Genomic DNA, 15,095 nt, shown 5'->3' with positions numbered 1-15,095 from the left:
GGAGTAGTGACGTCGGGCCTGCGCGGGGTCTGGGTCATCGGTCGAAGAACGTGAGGCACGCGGGGGCGGGGAAGGGGACCGGGGCGCCGGCGGCGCTGAGGGTGCCCTTGCGCCGGTCCACGGCGAAGACGGTGACGGTGTCGCTCGCCTGGTTGGCGGCGAGGAGCCAGCCGCCGCCGCGGTGCAGGGTGAAGCTCCAGGGCTTGAGCCCGCCGCTGGGGACGCGCTGGACGAGCCTCAGCAGGCCCGTCCGCCCGTCGGCGGCGAACACCACCAGGACGTTCTCGCCGCGGCTGGAGGCGTACACGAAGCGTCCGTCGCCGCTCAGCGCGAGTTCGGCGCCGCTCTTGGCGCCGGTGAAGGCGCCGGAGTCGAGCGCCAGGCGCTGCCGCGGCGTCAGGGTGCCGTCGTGCCAGCCGAGGGTCTCCAGGTCGCCCGACAGCTCGTTCAGGACGTAGGCCGTCCGGCCGCGCGGGTGGAACAGGATGCGGCGCGGGCCGGACCCCGGGGCGGACGCGTACGCCCCGCTGCCCGGCGTGATGGCGCCCGTCGAGCGGTCGAAGCCGCGGACGAAGACCCGGTCGGCGCCGAAGTCGGCCACCAGGGCGCGGCGTCCGCTCGGGTCGATCGTCACGTGGTGGACGTGGGGGCCGTTCTGCCTGGGGTTCGGTCCGCTGCCGGTGTCCGCGACCACCGACGCCGGCGTCCCCGGCAGGCCCTTCGCCAGCGGCAGCGACGCGGCGAGACCGGCCTCGAAGTTGGCGACCAGCAGCGTGCGCGACGGCCGGTCCACGCCGAGGTAGGAGATGCCGCCGCCGGCCGTGCCGCCCCCGTCGGTGCGGACGGGGGTCCCCGTGCGGGTGAGGGCGCCGGTGGCCCGGTCGACCGCGTAGGTGTGGACGATGCCGCCGTCCTCGCTGCTGCCGACGTACAGCAGCGGCTTCGCCGGATGCGGCGCGGTCCAGTTGGACGGGGCGTCGCCGACCGGGCCGAGCGAGGTCAGCGCGCCGCTGCCCGCGTCGAAGCGGGCGCCGTAGATCTGCGTTCCCTTCCACGGGCTGACGAACAGCAGGTCGCCGCGGCGGGCGGCGGCGCGGGCGGCCGGGACGCCGGCCAGCAGGGGCGCCGCGGCGGCCGCGGCCGCCGCGCCGAGGACGGTCCGGCGGGACGGATGTGAATCGGGCATGACGGGACTCCCAGCCGCGGCCCGGGGCCGCGAAAAGGCGATGGTGGGGTGGGTGCGAGGGGCCGCCGCCCGGACGGCCCGTTCGCGGGTGGTGGCGGGCTCAGCCCTTGCGCCGCCGGCGACCGGCGAGGCCGAGCCGCTTCAGCGCGTACGCGTCCAGCCGGCTCAGGATCCCGTTGAGGATCAGCGTCATGACCACGAGGACGATGAGGCCGGCGAACTCGTTCGGGGCGTCCAGGTTGCTCGCGGCCACGAACAGCTCGTGGCCGACCCCTTCCGCGGACGCGATGAACTCGGCGCCGATAACGCCGAGGATGGCGAGCGGCCCGCTGGTCTTCAGCGCCGCGAAGAACGGCGCCGCCAGCGTCGGGACCGTGACGTAGCCGAGCACGTGGTGCCGGCGCCCGCCCATCACCTGGACGATCTCCACGAGCTCGCGCTGCCGCAGCCGCAGGCCGAGGTAGATGTTGTAGAAGACCACGAACGCCACGCCGGTCACCGCGATGGCGATCTTGGACCAGATTCCGATGCCGAAGAACAGCAGGAACAGCGGCGCCAGCGCGATCTTGGGGATGCCGTTGACCGCGGCGATCAGCGGCTCCAGCACCTGCCCGGCGAGCCGGAAGGAGCCGAGCAGCAGGCCCGCCGCCGTGCCGAGCGCCACCCCGATGCCGAAGCCCGCGAGGATCTCGATCGACGTCGTCTTGATGTCGGCCCAGCCCTGCGCGGACTGCAGGTACGTCCAGAGGGCGTCGACGACGTCCGTCGGCTTGCTGACCGCGTACTCCGGCAGGACGGGCCCGCTCAGCACCTGCCAGAGCACGCCGGCGAGGACGATCACGGCGACCCGCAGCAGCACCACGGCGGCCGTGCCCCGCCACCGCTCGCCCTGCCGCCGGGGCCCGGCCGCCGCCTCGGTCGCGCGTTCCGCACTTCTGGTCGCGGTTACCATGATCCGCTCCTCCTCATCCGTGTCCGGCGGCGTCACTGCGGGCGCCCGTCGTCGTGTCGGTCCGGTCGGGTCCGGCCGCCGCGCCCGCGGCGGCCGGCCGGTGCGGTCTCACCAGGGCTCCTGGGCCTGGAAGAACCGCTTCCAGAACGCGAGCCGGGGCGGGTCGGCGACCGGGATCGGCCCGAACCCGCCGCCGACCTCCATCACCGCCTCCGCCTCCGCCGTGCAGGCGGGCCAGTGCGGGAGTCCGGGGCCGTTCGGGTCGCCCGAGGCGACGAAGTTCGCCCAGTAGGCCGACATGGTCTCCGCGACCTCGCGGTCCTCGGCCGTCCACTCGGCGTCCTGCGGGGCGAGGTTGCCGAAGACGAAGTCGATCTCGGAGCCGTGCGAGGCGCGCCGGAAGTTGCGGCCCTGCGCGGCGGACCGGTGCGTCCAGAAGTAGGTGCGGACGGGCCGGGTCGTGTGCCGCGACCACTCCGCCGCCCACAGGCAGGTGGAGACGCGGGCGTTGTCGCGGATAGCCGCGCTGCTGGCCCGCAGCGCCTCCCGGTCGGTCGCGGCCGGGTAGAGCGCGAGGAACTCCTCGGCCATGGGGCCGAACTTCTCGTGCGCCGCGGCGACGAAGCCGTCCAGGGTGACGTACACCGCCGGCATCCCGGGGCGCCGGCTGCGCGGGCTCTCCGACCGGTACGCCTCGTACATGTCGTCCGGCACGGCGCCGGTCTCGTCGAGGTTGTTCCCGGCGAGGTAGTCGACGTCGTTCTGCAGGCCCGCCGCGTAGGTCTCGGCGTAGCCGGCGGGGAGCACCCAGCCGTCCACGACCGGGCGGAACAGCGGCGGCTTGCCGGAGCCGCCGGTGTGCACGGCCGTGTCGACGGCGGCGCCGCCCATCAGCTTCTGCCACGGCAGCTCGCGCAGCTTGGCGAGCGTCCTGGTGCCGCGCTCCTTGGCGAAGGCGGCGCCCGCCTGCTCCGCGTCGTGCGGCAGCCGGTACGACGTGGAGAGGTAGCGCAGCTCGGGGTCGCGGGAGTGGCGGGCGTGGCTCTGCGCGATCGCGCGCCGGAACAGGCCCGCGGCCAGGGGGGACATCGCGAGGAAGTTGACCGTCCCGGCTCCGGCCGACTGCCCGGCGATCGTCACCCGGTCCGGATCGCCGCCGAACGCGGCGATGTTGCGCCGCACCCAGTGCAGGACGGCGATGCAGTCGAGCAGCCCGTAGTTGCCGGACGCGCCGTGCGGGGACTCCGCGCTGAGCTCGGCGGTGGCGAGGAACCCGAACGCGCCGAGCCGGTAGTTGAAGGTGACGACGACCAGGCCCTTGCGGGCGAGGTTGGCGCCGTCGTGGCGGGGGTCGGCGCCGGTGCCGAGCCGGAAGCCGCCGCCGTGGATCCACACGAGCACCGGGCGCCGCTCACCGGGGGACGCGGCGCCCGTCCACACGTTGAGGGTGAGGCAGTCCTCGCTCATCGGGAGGTCGAGGCCGGCCAGCTCGCTGCTCGGCGGCTGCGGGCAGATCGGGCCGAACGCGCCCGCCGTGCGGACGCCCTCCCACGGCTCGGGCGGGCGCGGCGGCCGCCAGCGCAGGCCGCCGACCGGCGGGGCGGCGTAGGGGATGCCGCGGAAGACGGTCACCGACCGGTCCCGGCTCGGGATCCCCTCCACGAGCCCCGCCTCGGTCGCCACCGGTTGTCGCATCACGTCGTTTCCCGATCGGTGTTCTGCTCGGATGTGGATTCGCCGGTCTGGAGCAGCAGGGCGCGGCGGGCGGAGGCCACGTGGTGGCGCATCGCGGCGACGGCCGCGTCCGGGTTGCGGGTGACGATCGCCATGAGGATCGCCTGGTGCTCCTCCAGCGACCCGCCGCGCGGATGCCGCGCGGAGAGGTTGCGGTACTGCCGCATGACGAGCGGGTAGAGCAGGGTGTCGTACGCCCTGGCCAGCGTCCGCTGGTGGGCGGCCTCCTTCACCTGCTGGTGGAACCGGCGGTTGCACTGCGAGTAGGCCGCCTGGTCGCCGCGCGCCTTGCAGTCGACCATCTCGTCGAGGATGCGGCGCAGCGCCTCGATCTCCTCGTCGGTGGCCCGCTCGGCGGCCTTGCCGGCGAGCGCGGACTCCAGCGTCTCGCGCGCCTCGAGGATGTCGAGGGCCTCCTCGACGGTGAAGCTGCGGGTGCGGACGCCGCGGTTGACCTCGCTGGTGACGAAGCCCTCCTGCACCAGCCGGACCAGCACCGCCCGCATCGTGCTGCGCGAGACGTTGAACATCCTGGTCAGGTCGGCCTCGGTCAGCCGCGTGTCCGGTTCGATGCTGCCGGACAGCAGCAGCGAGCGCAGGCCCTCGTAGGCCTGGTCCTGCCGGGTCCGGGAGTTGCGGCCCGGCTCGGCCACGTCGTCGTACTCGCTGGAATCCATCATGATCACCCGTTCGTCTCCGCCTGCCGGCCGGGGCCGGTCCGATACCGCCCGCTATTGATCGGCCTTGCCGAGCCCGGGGTACAGGCGGCGCGCCGTGCCGGCGAAGATCTCTGCGCGATCGTGCTCGGGCAGCGGCGCGAGGACGTCCTCGGCGAGCCGCAGCAGCTCCGGCAGCGACTGCTCGGCGGCCGGGAGGTTCGACCCCCAGGCGATCCGGCCCGCGCCGAACGCGGCGACGACCGGCTCCAGGAAGTCGGCGGCCCGCTCCCCCGCGTCCGCCAGCCGCTCCAGGTTGCGGTGCGTCAGCTTCAGGTGGAGGCGCTCGTGCCGCGCCAGCGCGGCGACCTCCTTGCCCGCCTCCGCCGGGGACGCGGCGATGTCGGGGTAGCCGATGTGGTCGAGCAGCACCCGGACGCCGGGGAAGCGGTCGAGGACCTCCTCGGCCTGCGCGGTCGCCGGGCCGAGCCGCATCTGCAGGCAGACCGGCACGTCCAGCGCCTGCGCCTGCTTCCAGAACGCATGCGACTCGGGGGCGGCGAACCACTCGCCCTGGGTCCGCATCGTGCTGCCGGTGGTGAACAGCCGCACGCCCGACAGCCCGCCCTCGCCGACGGCCTCCTCCAGCGCCGCGGCGGCGTCGGGCCGCAGCGGGTCGAAGGTGCCGACCGCGACGAACCGCCCCGGTTCCCCGCGCGCGCTGTCGATCACGTACGAGTTGTCGTAGCCGTAGTTCGTGGTGGCCTGCACGAGGACGGACTGGGCGATGCCGGTCTCGTCCATGCGGGCGAGCATGCCCTCGGCGGTGACCGGCCGGGTCGCGGCCCAGCCGGACTGCTTGCCGCCGAGCGGCGCCCTGGGGTAGGCGTCCGGGTCGGCGGAGATGATGTGGCAGTGCGCGTCGACGACGTCCACGGTGATGTCTCCTGTCGGGTCGGGCGGCGGGGTCAGGCGTCCGGGTAGTCGCCGGCGGCGAAGAGCGCCTTCGGGTCGGCGGGGAAGCCGGCGTCGAGCAGGCCCTGCTCGCGCGAGTAGCGGACGAGCGCGGCGAGTGTCGGCTCGTTGCGGGCGATGCCGTACGGCACCGGGTCGCCGCCGATCTGCCGGGCCTGCTCGGCGAAGCGCTTCTGCTCCGTCCAGCCGGGGTCGGCGGCGACCTGGCGGCGCTTGGCGCCGGCGAGCGCGGCGTAGAGCCTGGTGGGCAGCTCCGGGTCCTGCTCGACGAGTTCGGCGCGCAGCGCGACGACCGAGTGCAGCGGGTAGATCCCGGTGCGGACGTAGTGGTCGACGCCGAGGACGCCGGCGTCGGGGAACAGCGGGTACGGGCCGCCGGACACGCTCCCGGGTTCGGCGGTGGCGGTCCAGCCCGCGCGGGGGGCGCCGGCGCGGCCGGTGCCGGCGTTGCCGGAGAACGCGGCGTCGATCTCGCCGGCCTGCAGCAGCTCGCCGAGCGACCGGCCGTCGGCGACCCGCTCCACGTTGGCGGGGGCGCGGCCCTCGACGTGGTCCTCGTCGTCGACCACCCAGGTGATCGCGCCGACGTTCACGCCGTACTCCTCGGCGAGGATGCCGCGCACCCACACCCCGGTGCTCACCGTGTAGGCGCGGACGCCGACGCGGCGGCCCTCCAGGTCGCGCGGCACGCGGACGCCGCTGTCCGCGGCGCACCGCACGTCGCCGTGGTGGAAGCGCCGGTTCAGGAACACCGGGACGGCGGTGAGCGGCACGCCGGCCTGCACCGCCATCAGGTACGACACGGGCGCCAGCTCGCACACGTCGAACTCCAGGTCGCGGATCATCCGCCGGTAGGCGCCGATGATCGGGCGCACCTCGACCGGTTCGACCTCGTAGCCGTCGACGTCGAGGCCGCTCGCCTGCGGGTAGTCGCCGAACGCGACCGTCAGCTTGTTCATTCGCAGTACTCCAGGAGAGAAAGGGGGAGGTCAGCCGCCGAGCCGGGAGGCGGGCACGCCGAGGGCGGCGCAGGACGCGTCCACCAGCTCGTCGAACTCGACGGGCCGCGGCAGCACGCCCTGGTCCAGCGCGTACGCCGCCGCTCGCGAGACCGCGCCGCGCAGCGCGGCGAAACCGACGGGGTTCAGGTCGACCGGCTCGCCGCCGCGCGGGAGGGACGCGATGACCTCGCGCATCGCGTCGTAGGCCGCGCACACGGCCCCGGAGTGCTCGCGCGCCGCCTGCTCGGTCACGCCGAGCACGTGGTTCACCGGGGCGAAGCCGTTGGCCCGCGACCACTCGGCGGCGGCCTCGCGGGCGCCCGGGATCGCGGTGCGGATACGGTCGTCGTCGGGCAGCTCGTTGCCCATGATCCCGAAGTCGAGGCGTCCGCCGAGGAAGTCGGCCTGGAGCTTGGCGCCCTCCGGCGCCCGCGCCACGAAGTCCGGGTCGCGCGCGCCGTCGACGTGCGCGCCCTCGTAGGTCGTCCAGGCGACCTTGCGCAGGTCGACGCCGTACTGCTCGGTCAGGAAGCCGCGCATCCACACGCCGGTGGTCTGGCTCCACGACCGGACCCCGGCGCTGCGGCCCTCGATGTCGCCGACCGTCAGCGCGCCCATCGTCACCAGCGTCTGGTGCTGGTAGCGGCCCAGCGCCGTGACCGGCAGCAGCACGACCGGCCGGCCGTGCGCGACGGCCTGGAGCAGCGTCACGATCGCCAGCTCGGCCAGGTCCACCGCCTGGTCGTTCACGAAGCTCTTGGACGCCTTGTGGACCGGCTTCACGGCGAGCCGCTCCGCGCCGGTGGCCTCGACCGCGGCTCGCGCCAGGTCGTCCCGTCCGATGACCAGTTTCATCAAATGCCCTTCATGCTCTGTGAGGCGCTCAGTGCCGGTGGAACCGCTCGCGGTGCTGCCGCAGCAGGTCGGCGCCGTAGTCGTTGCCGTTCGGGGTGCGCACGATGGTGTGGATGTGGTGCCGCATCGGCTCGTCGTTGTCGAACATCACGCCCCACTGGTGCTCGAACTCGACGAGGAGCACGGGGCTGTGCAGGCGGTAGTAGAAGACGTCGGCGGGGTCGCCGGCCCATCCGAAGAAGGTCTCGTGTTCGAGGACCTCGGCCATCCGCAGCTCGGCGTGCCCTTCCCCCGCCCGGCCGACGTAGAGGTCGAGGAGGTCGACGGCCTTCTCGCGCTGCTCGATGGTCAGGTCGCCGAAGGGCAGGCCCGCGTAGTCCATCTCCCAGTTGTCGCGGAACGCCCCGGCGTACAGGTCGCTCGGCAGCTCGTCGGCGATGACGGCCCGGTCCTGCTGTTCGCCGGTGAGGCCGGTGAACAGCGCGCGGCCGATGGCCTCCTCGCGGCGGAACGCGGAGGTCCCGGCGTACTTCCCGCCCTTGGCGATCACCGGCTCGGCGCCGAGGAACGTCGGGGTCAGCACCATCTGGTCGCCGACGAAGACGCAGTTGACGTTCACGTGGTGGCCGTCGAGCTGCCAGCCCCACGGGCCGCCGCTCTCCGGCTCGCCGTAGACGCTGAACCAGTACATCCACTCGTTGAGCAGGTGCTCCTCGCCGCGCAGCTCGCCGACGGTGAGGTTCAGGTGCATCAGGTCGACGACCTGCTGGTAGCCGTACGGGCTGAGGCTGCGGCGCAGGATCGCCATGATGGCGCGGCGCCTGGGCTCGTCCATGTCCTCCATGCACAGCCCGTGCCGCAGGAAGTAGCGGGCGCCGTTCGCCCAGTGCCGCCACGTCACGTCGTCCATCGCGAACCGGCCCTCGGCCAGCTCCTTGGGCGTGAGCAGGGCGAGGTAGTCCTCGGCGGCCTTGCGCTGCGGCTCCACGTCGAGACCGGTCTCGCGCAGCGGGAACAGGCCGCGCTGGATCCCCTCGGACGTCGCCACGCCGCGGAACGGCTCGGCGGCGGCCTCGCGGCGCCACGCCACCTTCGCCAGCAGCTCGGGCGTCCACTCGTCCGGCTCGCGGGTGTACGCGCCGGTGCGGTGCCTCATGCCGACCATCGGGCCGCTCCCCTCTCGATCTCGGCGACGTCGACCCGCGTGCGGACGAGGTCCTGTTCGAGGGCGTACCGGCCGCCGATCTCCAGGGCCTTCGCGAGCGGCTCGCTCCACCCGGCCGCCACCGGGGGCTCCGCGCCTGCGGTCGCCGCCTTCAGCGCCGCGTACAGGGCGTCCACCTGCTCCGGGTCCTCGTCCAGCGCGGCGTTCCGGACGACGACGACGTGGTTGACCGGGACGGTGCCGTGGCGTTCCGCCCAGGCGCGGCCCGCCGCCTCGGCGTCGCCGATCAGCGGGACGAGGCCCTCGCCCTGGCCGCCCATGGCGCGCGGACCGAGGACGGCCGCCGCCACGTCGCCCGACTCCAGCAGGTCCGCGACCTTCCCCGCGTCCGACCGCTCGACGAACGGGGGTTCGGTGTACTGCGCGACGTGCGGTTCCTCGGTGGTGACCCAGGTGACGTCCGCCGCCTCCACGCCGTACTCCTCGCGCAGGAATCCGCGCACCCACAGGCCGGTGGTCTGGCTGTAGGAGCGGACGCCGACGCGGCGGCCCCGCAGGTCGCCCGGCGCGAGCGGCGCCGCGTCCGGGAGGCGGGTCAGCGAGCGGTGGTGCGCGCCGCCGACCATGACGACCGGCAGCAGCGTGATCGGCACGCCGTGGTCCCTGGCCAGGAGGTAGGTCGCGAGGGCCATCTCGCAGACGTCGAACTCCAGGCTCCGGACCATCCGGGCGAACGCCGGCGGCAGCGGCTCGAACTCGATGAACTCGTGGCCGGGCAGCTCTTTGACGGCGCGGCTGTGCGGGTAGTCGCCGAGGACGACCTTCATCAGACGTCCTCCCCGTACCACAGGCGCCGGTAGGGGACGCTCAGCACCTCGCGCGTGATGCGGACGTCGATGACGAACGGGCGCGGGTCCGCGACGTACTCGGCGACGGCGGCCTGCAGTTCGGCCGCGCTCCGGACGGTGGCGCCGCCGCCGCCGAGAGCCCGCGCGACCCCGCCCAGCTCGGGGTTCGGGATGATCGCCAGGTCCTGGGTGAGGCCCTTGGCGCCCAGCTTGTGGTACTCGGCGCCGAGGCCCTCGTCGTTCATGACGACGACGAGCAGCGGCAGGCCGTAGCGGCAGGCGGTCTCGAACTCCGGCAGGTGCATCAGGAAGCTCGCGTCGCCCTCGACCACGAACGCGGGCCGTCCGGTCGCGACGATCTGGCCGATGGTCAGCAGCGGGGCCTGCCCGATCGCGCCGAACATGCCGTAGTTGGAGGTGACCTGCCGGGACCGCTGGAACAGCATCGTGCCGAAGTCGGTCTGGTGGCCGCTGCCGAGCACCAGGTCGAACTCGGGGGGCATCGCCGCGTCGAGCACCTTGATCGCCTCGCGCGGGTCGATCCGCCCCGGCTCGTGGACGTAGTCGACCGGCGCCTCGAGCCAGTCGGTCAGCCGGCTCCGGGTCTCGTCGGTGTGGAAGCCCTCGATGCGGGTCCCGGCGAGCACCTGGTTCAGCTCGGTGAGCGCGGTGACCGCGTCCGCCTGGACGTAGCAGTCGGCGACCCGGCCGTTGCCCATGACCACGTTCGGCGCCGAGTCGATCTGCACGTAGCGGGCCTCGGGATACAGGTAGCCGTGCTCGGTCGTGTAGTGGTTCAGGCTCGCGCCGACCGCGATCACGCAGTCGGCCTCCTGGAGCAGCTCCTGCGCGGGCTTGCTGCCGAACAGTCCGGACAGCCCGACGTGGAACTCGGTGCGGTCGCACAGCCAGTTCTTCGCCTGGAGCGTCGTGGCCAGCAGCGCGCCGGTCCTGGCCTGGAGCTCGAGGATCTCCTCGCCGGCTCCGGCGCGGCGGGCGCCGCGTCCGGCGATGATGACGATCCGCTTGCTGCCCTCGATCAGCTCGCGGGCCGCTTCGATGCGGGACGGGTCCGGCAGCGTCCGGCCTCGCGGGAGCAGCTCGTGCGACGGGACGTAGTCGCCGGGCTCGAAGTCCTGGGTCTGCACGTCGAACGGGGCGCTCAGCATGATCGGCCGGTTCTCGGTACGGGCCAGGTAGAAGGCCCGCTGCACCGCCTCCTCGGCCTGGTCGGCCTTCGACAGGTGCACGAACCCGCACTCGATCGCGGCGGCGAACCGGCGCTGGTCGAGGTACTGCACGGCGCCCTCGTCGCCCCACGCCGTCTCGCCGCAGAACGCGACCAGCGGCGTGCCCGCCCGGCTCGCGCACAGCATGGACGTGGCGAGCTGGGAGACGCCGGGGCCGCTGGTGGTGGTGACGACGCCCGGCCGTCCCGCCGCGCGCGCCCAGCCGTCGGCCATGCCGAGGCCGGAGCCCTCGTGCCGCACCTCGTACAGGCGCACGCCGCGCTCGGCGAGCGCGTCCATCCAGTGCATGTTGGCGTCGCCCATCATGCCGAAGACGTCGGTCGTGCCTTCCTTGACGAACGCCTCGGCCATGGCCTCATAGGCCTTCACTCGGTCACCCTCCTGGACTCCAGCCGGGGGAAGACGCGCAGGGCGTTGCCGCCGTACACCGCGGCGCGGTCCTCGCCGGTCATGTCGATGCCGTCGAGCAGGAACCTGACGTCGTCGAAGTTGCGGCCGGTCTCGGGGTCGACGCCGCGGACGGCGCCGATCATCTCCGAGGCGAACAGCACGTTCCCCGCCGGGATCACGTCGAGGAGCAGTTCCAGCCCGCGGCGGTGGTACACGCAGGTGTCAAAGAAGACGTTGCCGAGCACCGCCTCCTCCAGCGGCGGCAGGCCCTTGTCCTGCATGAACCCCCGGTAGCGGCCCCAGTGGTAGGGCACCGCGCCGCCGCCGTGCGGGATCACGAAGCGCAGCCCGGGGAAGTCCTTGAACAGCTCGGACGTGCACAGCTGCATGAACGCGGCGGTGTCGCCGGCGAGGTAGTGCGCGCAGGTGCCCTGCAGGGCGTCGTTGCGGGACATCGCCACGTGGATCATCGCGGGGACGTCCAGCTCGACCATCTTCTCGTAGAGCGGGTAGTAGACCTTGTCGGTCAGCGGCGGCGCCTGGTAGTAGCCGTCCGACGGATCGGGGTTGAGCAGGCAGCCGACGAACCCGAGCTCCTCGACGCAGCGCTCCAGCTCCTCGACCGAGTTGCGGACCGACGTCTCCAGCGCGTCCCCGGGCGACTGCGGGAGCTGGCACGCGCCGGCGAACCGGTCCGGGAACAGCCCGCAGACGCGGGCGATCAGGTCGTTGGCGACCCTCGACCAGTCGAGGCTGGTGCGCTCGTCGCCGTAGTGGTGGGCCATCTTGCCCGCGCCCGGCGAGAAGACCGTGAGGTCGGTGCCGCGCTCGATCTGCAGCTTGAGCTGCCCGTTCTCGATGGCGGCGCGGATCTCGCCGTCGGTGATCTCCAGCTCGTCCGGGCTCACCCGGCGGCCTTCGCGCAGCGCCGCGATCTGCCGCTCGCGCCAGGCGCCGAGGGCCTTCGGCGCCGTGGTGAAGTGGCCGTGGCAGTCGATGATCATTGCGGTCCTCCTCAGGCGCGGCCGGTCAGCTCGCGGCCCCGGTCGAGCCCCGGGTACGAGCGCACGGGCATGGTCATCAGGAAGCGGTAGCCGTCCTTGACGACCTGCTCGACGTTCCCGGCCGTCACGTGCGGGTGGCCGACGGCGACGCCGCGCTCGCCGCAGATCTCGAGAATGCGGCGCTTGCACTCGAGGAGCCTGGGGTGCTCGTACTGGCGGGGGATGCCGAGCTCCTGGCTCATGTCGCCCTCACCGATGATCACGAGCCCGATGCCGGGCACCCGGTCGAGGATGGCGGGCAGGTTCTCGATGCCGAGCCGGTCCTCGATCATGAGCGCGACGAGGATCTCGCCGTCCGGGTCGAGCGGCCACACCCCGCTCCTGGCGTAGTACTCGTCGTTGGTCAGGCCCCAGTAGCGGGCCGCGGCCGCCGGGCTGTCGCCGCGCACGCCCGCGGGCTCGTAGCGGTCCGCGTCCGGCAGCCGCGGGTAGCGGCAGGCGGCGACGGCGTTGTACGCCTCCTCCACCGTGGAGACGTGCGGCCACACGATGCCGTAGGCGCCGAGGTCGAGGGCCTGCTTGGCGTGCCACTGGCCCTTCTCCGCACCGTTGACCGGGATCCGCACCAGCGGGGTCACCGCCGGGGTGATGTCGCCCGCGGTCGCGATCTGCCTGCGGTTGAGCAGGTACTGGAGGCTGTCCTTGAGGCCGACGGCGTCCCAGGGCTTGTGCTCCATCTCGAAGACCAGCCCGTCGTACTTCGCGGTGCTGAACTCCAGGGCGGCCGCCGGGTCCGGCGGCGCGAAGGACGCGAACGCGTGCTCCCCCGCCTCCAGTGCCCGGATGACCCCGTTGAGCCTGGTCACGCCGTACCTCCTTGACTGGTGCGTTCCGAACGCCTGCTCCACAGCGCCGCCCACCAGGCGCGGATGCGGGCGACGAGAGTGGCGGGCGCCGCCGGTTCCGGCCGCGCGGCCGGCGCCGTCTCCGCCCCCGGTGCCGCCGGTTCGGCGGGGCCGGCGCACAGCTCGACCAGCCGCGCCGAGAAGTCCTTGGTCATGCGGGAGACCACCACCCCGGCGCCCGCCTCGATCAGCGAGGTGAGCTTGCCGGTCAGCGTGATCTCGCCGTCCATGGCGACCTTCGAGCCGGTCCCGTCCTCGACGACGCGGAAGGCCGCCTCGGCGGTGAAGCGGGTCGCCGCCTGGCCGTCCTTGCCGCGGGCGGTGAGCCGCCCCGCGTACCCGTCCTCGTCGAGCTCCAGGTGCACCCGCGCGCCGAACCTGACCCGGACGGCACCGAACTTGACGACGAGCGTCCCGTCGAAGGAGCCGTCCTCGTGCTCCTCGCCCAGCTCCGCGCCCGCGATGCAGGACACGACGTCGGCGGGACTGGAGACCACCTCCCACACCCGTGTCCGCGGGCTCGGGACGGCGATCGTCTCGGTGATCGATATCAACGTTGAACCTCGGTCTCTACGCGGTGGCGTCAGACATCTGCAGCTCGGACTTGAAGAGGCTCCACAGGTCGTTGTAGAGCTCCGCGAACTCGGGCGACTCCACCAGGGAGCCGATGGTGCGGGGCCGCTCGAACGGCACCTCCAGGACCCGCCGGACGGTGCCCGGGCCGCTGGACATGACGACGACCTCGTCGGCGAGGTACAGCGCCTCGTTGAGGTCGTGGGTGACGAAGACGAGCGTGCCGTTCTGCTCCTCCCAGAGGTTGAGCAGGTCCTGCTGGAGCTTCAGCCGGGTGATGGCGTCCAGCGGGCCGAACGGCTCGTCCATCAGCACGATGGACGGGTCGTAGATGAGCGCCCGGGCGATGGAGACGCGCTTCTGCATGCCGCCGGACAGCTCGCGCGGGTAGTGGTCCTCGAAGCCGGTGAGCCCGACCAGCTTCACCCAGTGGTCGATGCGCGCGTCGCGCTCGTCCTTGGGCACCTTGCGGAACTTCAGCGCGAGCCCGATGTTGGCCCGCACGCTCAGCCACGGGAGCAGGTTGGCCTGCTGGGTGACGTACGCCGCCGCGGAGTTCACGCCGCTGACGGGCTCGCCGGCGAAGTGCACCTCGCCCGCGGTCGGGGCCAGCAGCCCCGCGGCCAGGTTGAGGATCGTGCTCTTGCCGCAGCCGGACGGCCCGATCACGGCGACGAACCTGCCGCGCCCGACCCGGAGCGACACGTCCTCGATCGCCGGCCGGTGCGTCCCGGGGAACCGCAGCGTGACGTTCTCGAAGCGGAGGGCCTCCGCGGGTGGATGGCTCGACATCGTTCCCTCCCTGACCCCAGCCGGATTGTCCGACAAGCGATGCCGGGAACGTAACACGACAGACATTCGACGGCAAGGATTCGCCAGGAAGATGCCGAGATGGTCAGTCAACACTCAGGGGCCGTGCAGAAAATTGTTAGACAATGATGCTGGTCGGCGGGGTGACGCCACGCCAGGCGGCCGCGGGCCAGGAACGCGAGGTACACCGCGAGCGACGTGCCGGTGAGGGCGGCGGCGACCGGGAAGACCGAGCCCGTCCCGGCCTGCCCCGCGACGGCTCCCAGCGCCAGCGCGCCGACGGCCTGGGACAGGTCCATCGCCATGAAGAACGTCGAGTTGGCCCGCCCGCGCCGCTCCCGGCCGGCCGCCGGCACGGCCAGCGAGTTCAGCGTGGGCTGGACGGCCCCCATCCCCAGCCCGTACGCCGCGCCGGCCAGCATCAGCACCGGCAGGTTCGGGCACCACCAGACGCCGGCCTGGCCGAGGACGAGCAGCCCGATCCCCGGAGCGAGGACCCATGCCGTCCCCCACCGCCGTTCCAGGCGCCCGGCCGATGGTCGAGCGTGTACAGCGGGACCAGCGCGATGAGCATCTGCATGCCGGTCCGCAGCAGCCCGTTGGCGGCCATGAGCAGGACGAACGGGAAGGTGAAGATGCGCTCCCGGTCCGCTCCCGCCGCCTTGCGCGTGTCCGCCACCGCACCCCTCCGCTCGGCCCGGCGGAGAGGATAACTGATTAGTTACGTTAACAAAGCGTATCGATTGAGCGCCGACCGCGAGGCGGACGGCACTCCGGCGGAATCCCGCGAA

At 73.0% G+C, this 15,095-nt stretch carries 16 protein-coding genes; all 16 read right to left on the bottom strand.

Annotated features, from left to right (window positions below; translation table 11 throughout):
* Window positions 1–34: 34 nt before the first annotated feature.
* Entirely contained in the window at window positions 35–1,186 is a 1,152-nt protein-coding gene (locus tag F8568_RS04970; RefSeq protein WP_151591831.1) for a lactonase family protein, read from the bottom strand.
* A gap of 100 nt (window positions 1,187–1,286) precedes the next feature.
* Window positions 1,287–2,138, bottom strand: a complete 852-nt coding sequence (locus F8568_RS04965) for an ABC transporter permease (RefSeq protein WP_151591829.1) — start codon at window positions 2,136–2,138, stop codon at window positions 1,287–1,289.
* A 108-nt stretch (window positions 2,139–2,246) separates the two neighbouring features.
* Window positions 2,247–3,833, bottom strand: a complete 1,587-nt coding sequence (locus F8568_RS04960; protein WP_151592220.1) for a carboxylesterase/lipase family protein — start codon at window positions 3,831–3,833, stop codon at window positions 2,247–2,249.
* Window positions 3,833–4,552 carry a GntR family transcriptional regulator gene (locus F8568_RS04955; RefSeq protein ID WP_236008433.1) on the bottom strand — a complete coding sequence of 240 codons (720 nt, stop codon included), beginning with the start codon at window positions 4,550–4,552 and terminating at the stop codon, window positions 3,833–3,835. The genes F8568_RS04960 and F8568_RS04955 overlap by 1 nt, the downstream gene beginning before the upstream one ends.
* 51 nt (window positions 4,553–4,603) lie before the next feature.
* On the bottom strand, window positions 4,604–5,464 hold the full coding sequence (locus F8568_RS04950; protein ID WP_151591827.1) for an amidohydrolase family protein: 861 nt from the start codon (window positions 5,462–5,464) through the stop codon (window positions 4,604–4,606).
* A gap of 32 nt (window positions 5,465–5,496) precedes the next feature.
* On the bottom strand, window positions 5,497–6,462 hold the full coding sequence (locus tag F8568_RS04945; protein WP_151591825.1) for a substrate-binding domain-containing protein: 966 nt from the start codon (window positions 6,460–6,462) through the stop codon (window positions 5,497–5,499).
* A 30-nt stretch (window positions 6,463–6,492) separates the two neighbouring features.
* Window positions 6,493–7,359, bottom strand: a complete 867-nt coding sequence (locus F8568_RS04940; protein ID WP_151591823.1) for a hypothetical protein — start codon at window positions 7,357–7,359, stop codon at window positions 6,493–6,495.
* A gap of 28 nt (window positions 7,360–7,387) precedes the next feature.
* Window positions 7,388–8,524 (bottom strand): DUF3500 domain-containing protein, encoded by a 1,137-nt coding sequence (locus tag F8568_RS04935; RefSeq protein ID WP_151591821.1) that lies wholly within the window; start codon window positions 8,522–8,524, stop codon window positions 7,388–7,390.
* The gene (locus F8568_RS04930) at window positions 8,512–9,351 is read right to left on the bottom strand and encodes a substrate-binding domain-containing protein (RefSeq protein ID WP_151591819.1); all 840 of its coding nucleotides are present in this window, start codon (window positions 9,349–9,351) and stop codon (window positions 8,512–8,514) included. The genes F8568_RS04935 and F8568_RS04930 overlap by 13 nt, the downstream gene beginning before the upstream one ends.
* Window positions 9,351–10,991, bottom strand: coding sequence for a thiamine pyrophosphate-binding protein (locus tag F8568_RS04925; protein WP_151591818.1), 1,641 nt, complete (start codon window positions 10,989–10,991; stop codon window positions 9,351–9,353). Before F8568_RS04925 ends, F8568_RS04930 begins: the two co-directional genes overlap by 1 nt.
* On the bottom strand, window positions 10,988–12,016 hold the full coding sequence (locus F8568_RS04920; RefSeq protein WP_151591816.1) for an amidohydrolase family protein: 1,029 nt from the start codon (window positions 12,014–12,016) through the stop codon (window positions 10,988–10,990). The genes F8568_RS04925 and F8568_RS04920 overlap by 4 nt, the downstream gene beginning before the upstream one ends.
* A gap of 11 nt (window positions 12,017–12,027) precedes the next feature.
* Window positions 12,028–12,882 carry an HpcH/HpaI aldolase family protein gene (locus F8568_RS04915; RefSeq protein ID WP_151591814.1) on the bottom strand — a complete coding sequence of 285 codons (855 nt, stop codon included), beginning with the start codon at window positions 12,880–12,882 and terminating at the stop codon, window positions 12,028–12,030.
* Window positions 12,879–13,475, bottom strand: coding sequence for an SRPBCC domain-containing protein (locus tag F8568_RS04910; protein ID WP_151591812.1), 597 nt, complete (start codon window positions 13,473–13,475; stop codon window positions 12,879–12,881). Before F8568_RS04910 ends, F8568_RS04915 begins: the two co-directional genes overlap by 4 nt.
* A 16-nt stretch (window positions 13,476–13,491) precedes the next feature.
* Window positions 13,492–14,286 carry an ABC transporter ATP-binding protein gene (locus F8568_RS04905; RefSeq protein WP_151591810.1) on the bottom strand — a complete coding sequence of 265 codons (795 nt, stop codon included), beginning with the start codon at window positions 14,284–14,286 and terminating at the stop codon, window positions 13,492–13,494.
* 107 nt (window positions 14,287–14,393) lie between these two features.
* Window positions 14,394–14,786, bottom strand: a complete 393-nt coding sequence (locus F8568_RS50200; protein ID WP_328600737.1) for an MFS transporter — start codon at window positions 14,784–14,786, stop codon at window positions 14,394–14,396.
* Window positions 14,726–14,983 (bottom strand): hypothetical protein, encoded by a 258-nt coding sequence (locus F8568_RS50195; protein WP_328600740.1) that lies wholly within the window; start codon window positions 14,981–14,983, stop codon window positions 14,726–14,728. The genes F8568_RS50200 and F8568_RS50195 overlap by 61 nt, the downstream gene beginning before the upstream one ends.
* Between the last annotated feature and the right edge of the window lie 112 nt (window positions 14,984–15,095).

It is taken from the genome of Actinomadura physcomitrii, from assembly GCF_008923205.2.
GTDB lineage: Bacteria > Actinomycetota > Actinomycetes > Streptosporangiales > Streptosporangiaceae > Spirillospora > Spirillospora physcomitrii.
The sequence above is the reverse complement of the archived record's forward strand: the minus strand, read 5'-3'. Positions and strand labels throughout refer to the sequence as shown.

Bases quoted from the DNA above. Each gene is read 5' to 3' on its own strand.
- F8568_RS04930 (WP_151591819.1), bottom strand. From the start codon at position 9,351: ATGAAGGTCGTCCTCGGCGACTACCCGCACAGCCGCGCCGTCAAAGAG.
- F8568_RS04970 (WP_151591831.1), bottom strand. From the start codon at position 1,186: ATGCCCGATTCACATCCGTCCCGCCGGACCGTCCTCGGCGCGGCGGCC.
- F8568_RS04955 (WP_236008433.1), bottom strand. From the start codon at position 4,552: ATGATGGATTCCAGCGAGTACGACGACGTGGCCGAGCCGGGCCGCAAC.
- F8568_RS04905 (WP_151591810.1), bottom strand. From the start codon at position 14,286: ATGTCGAGCCATCCACCCGCGGAGGCCCTCCGCTTCGAGAACGTCACG.
- F8568_RS04960 (WP_151592220.1), bottom strand. From the start codon at position 3,833: ATGCGACAACCGGTGGCGACCGAGGCGGGGCTCGTGGAGGGGATCCCG.
- F8568_RS04945 (WP_151591825.1), bottom strand. From the start codon at position 6,462: ATGAACAAGCTGACGGTCGCGTTCGGCGACTACCCGCAGGCGAGCGGC.
- F8568_RS04965 (WP_151591829.1), bottom strand. From the start codon at position 2,138: ATGGTAACCGCGACCAGAAGTGCGGAACGCGCGACCGAGGCGGCGGCC.
- F8568_RS04935 (WP_151591821.1), bottom strand. From the start codon at position 8,524: ATGGTCGGCATGAGGCACCGCACCGGCGCGTACACCCGCGAGCCGGAC.
- F8568_RS04920 (WP_151591816.1), bottom strand. From the start codon at position 12,016: ATGATCATCGACTGCCACGGCCACTTCACCACGGCGCCGAAGGCCCTC.
- F8568_RS04940 (WP_151591823.1), bottom strand. From the start codon at position 7,359: ATGAAACTGGTCATCGGACGGGACGACCTGGCGCGAGCCGCGGTCGAG.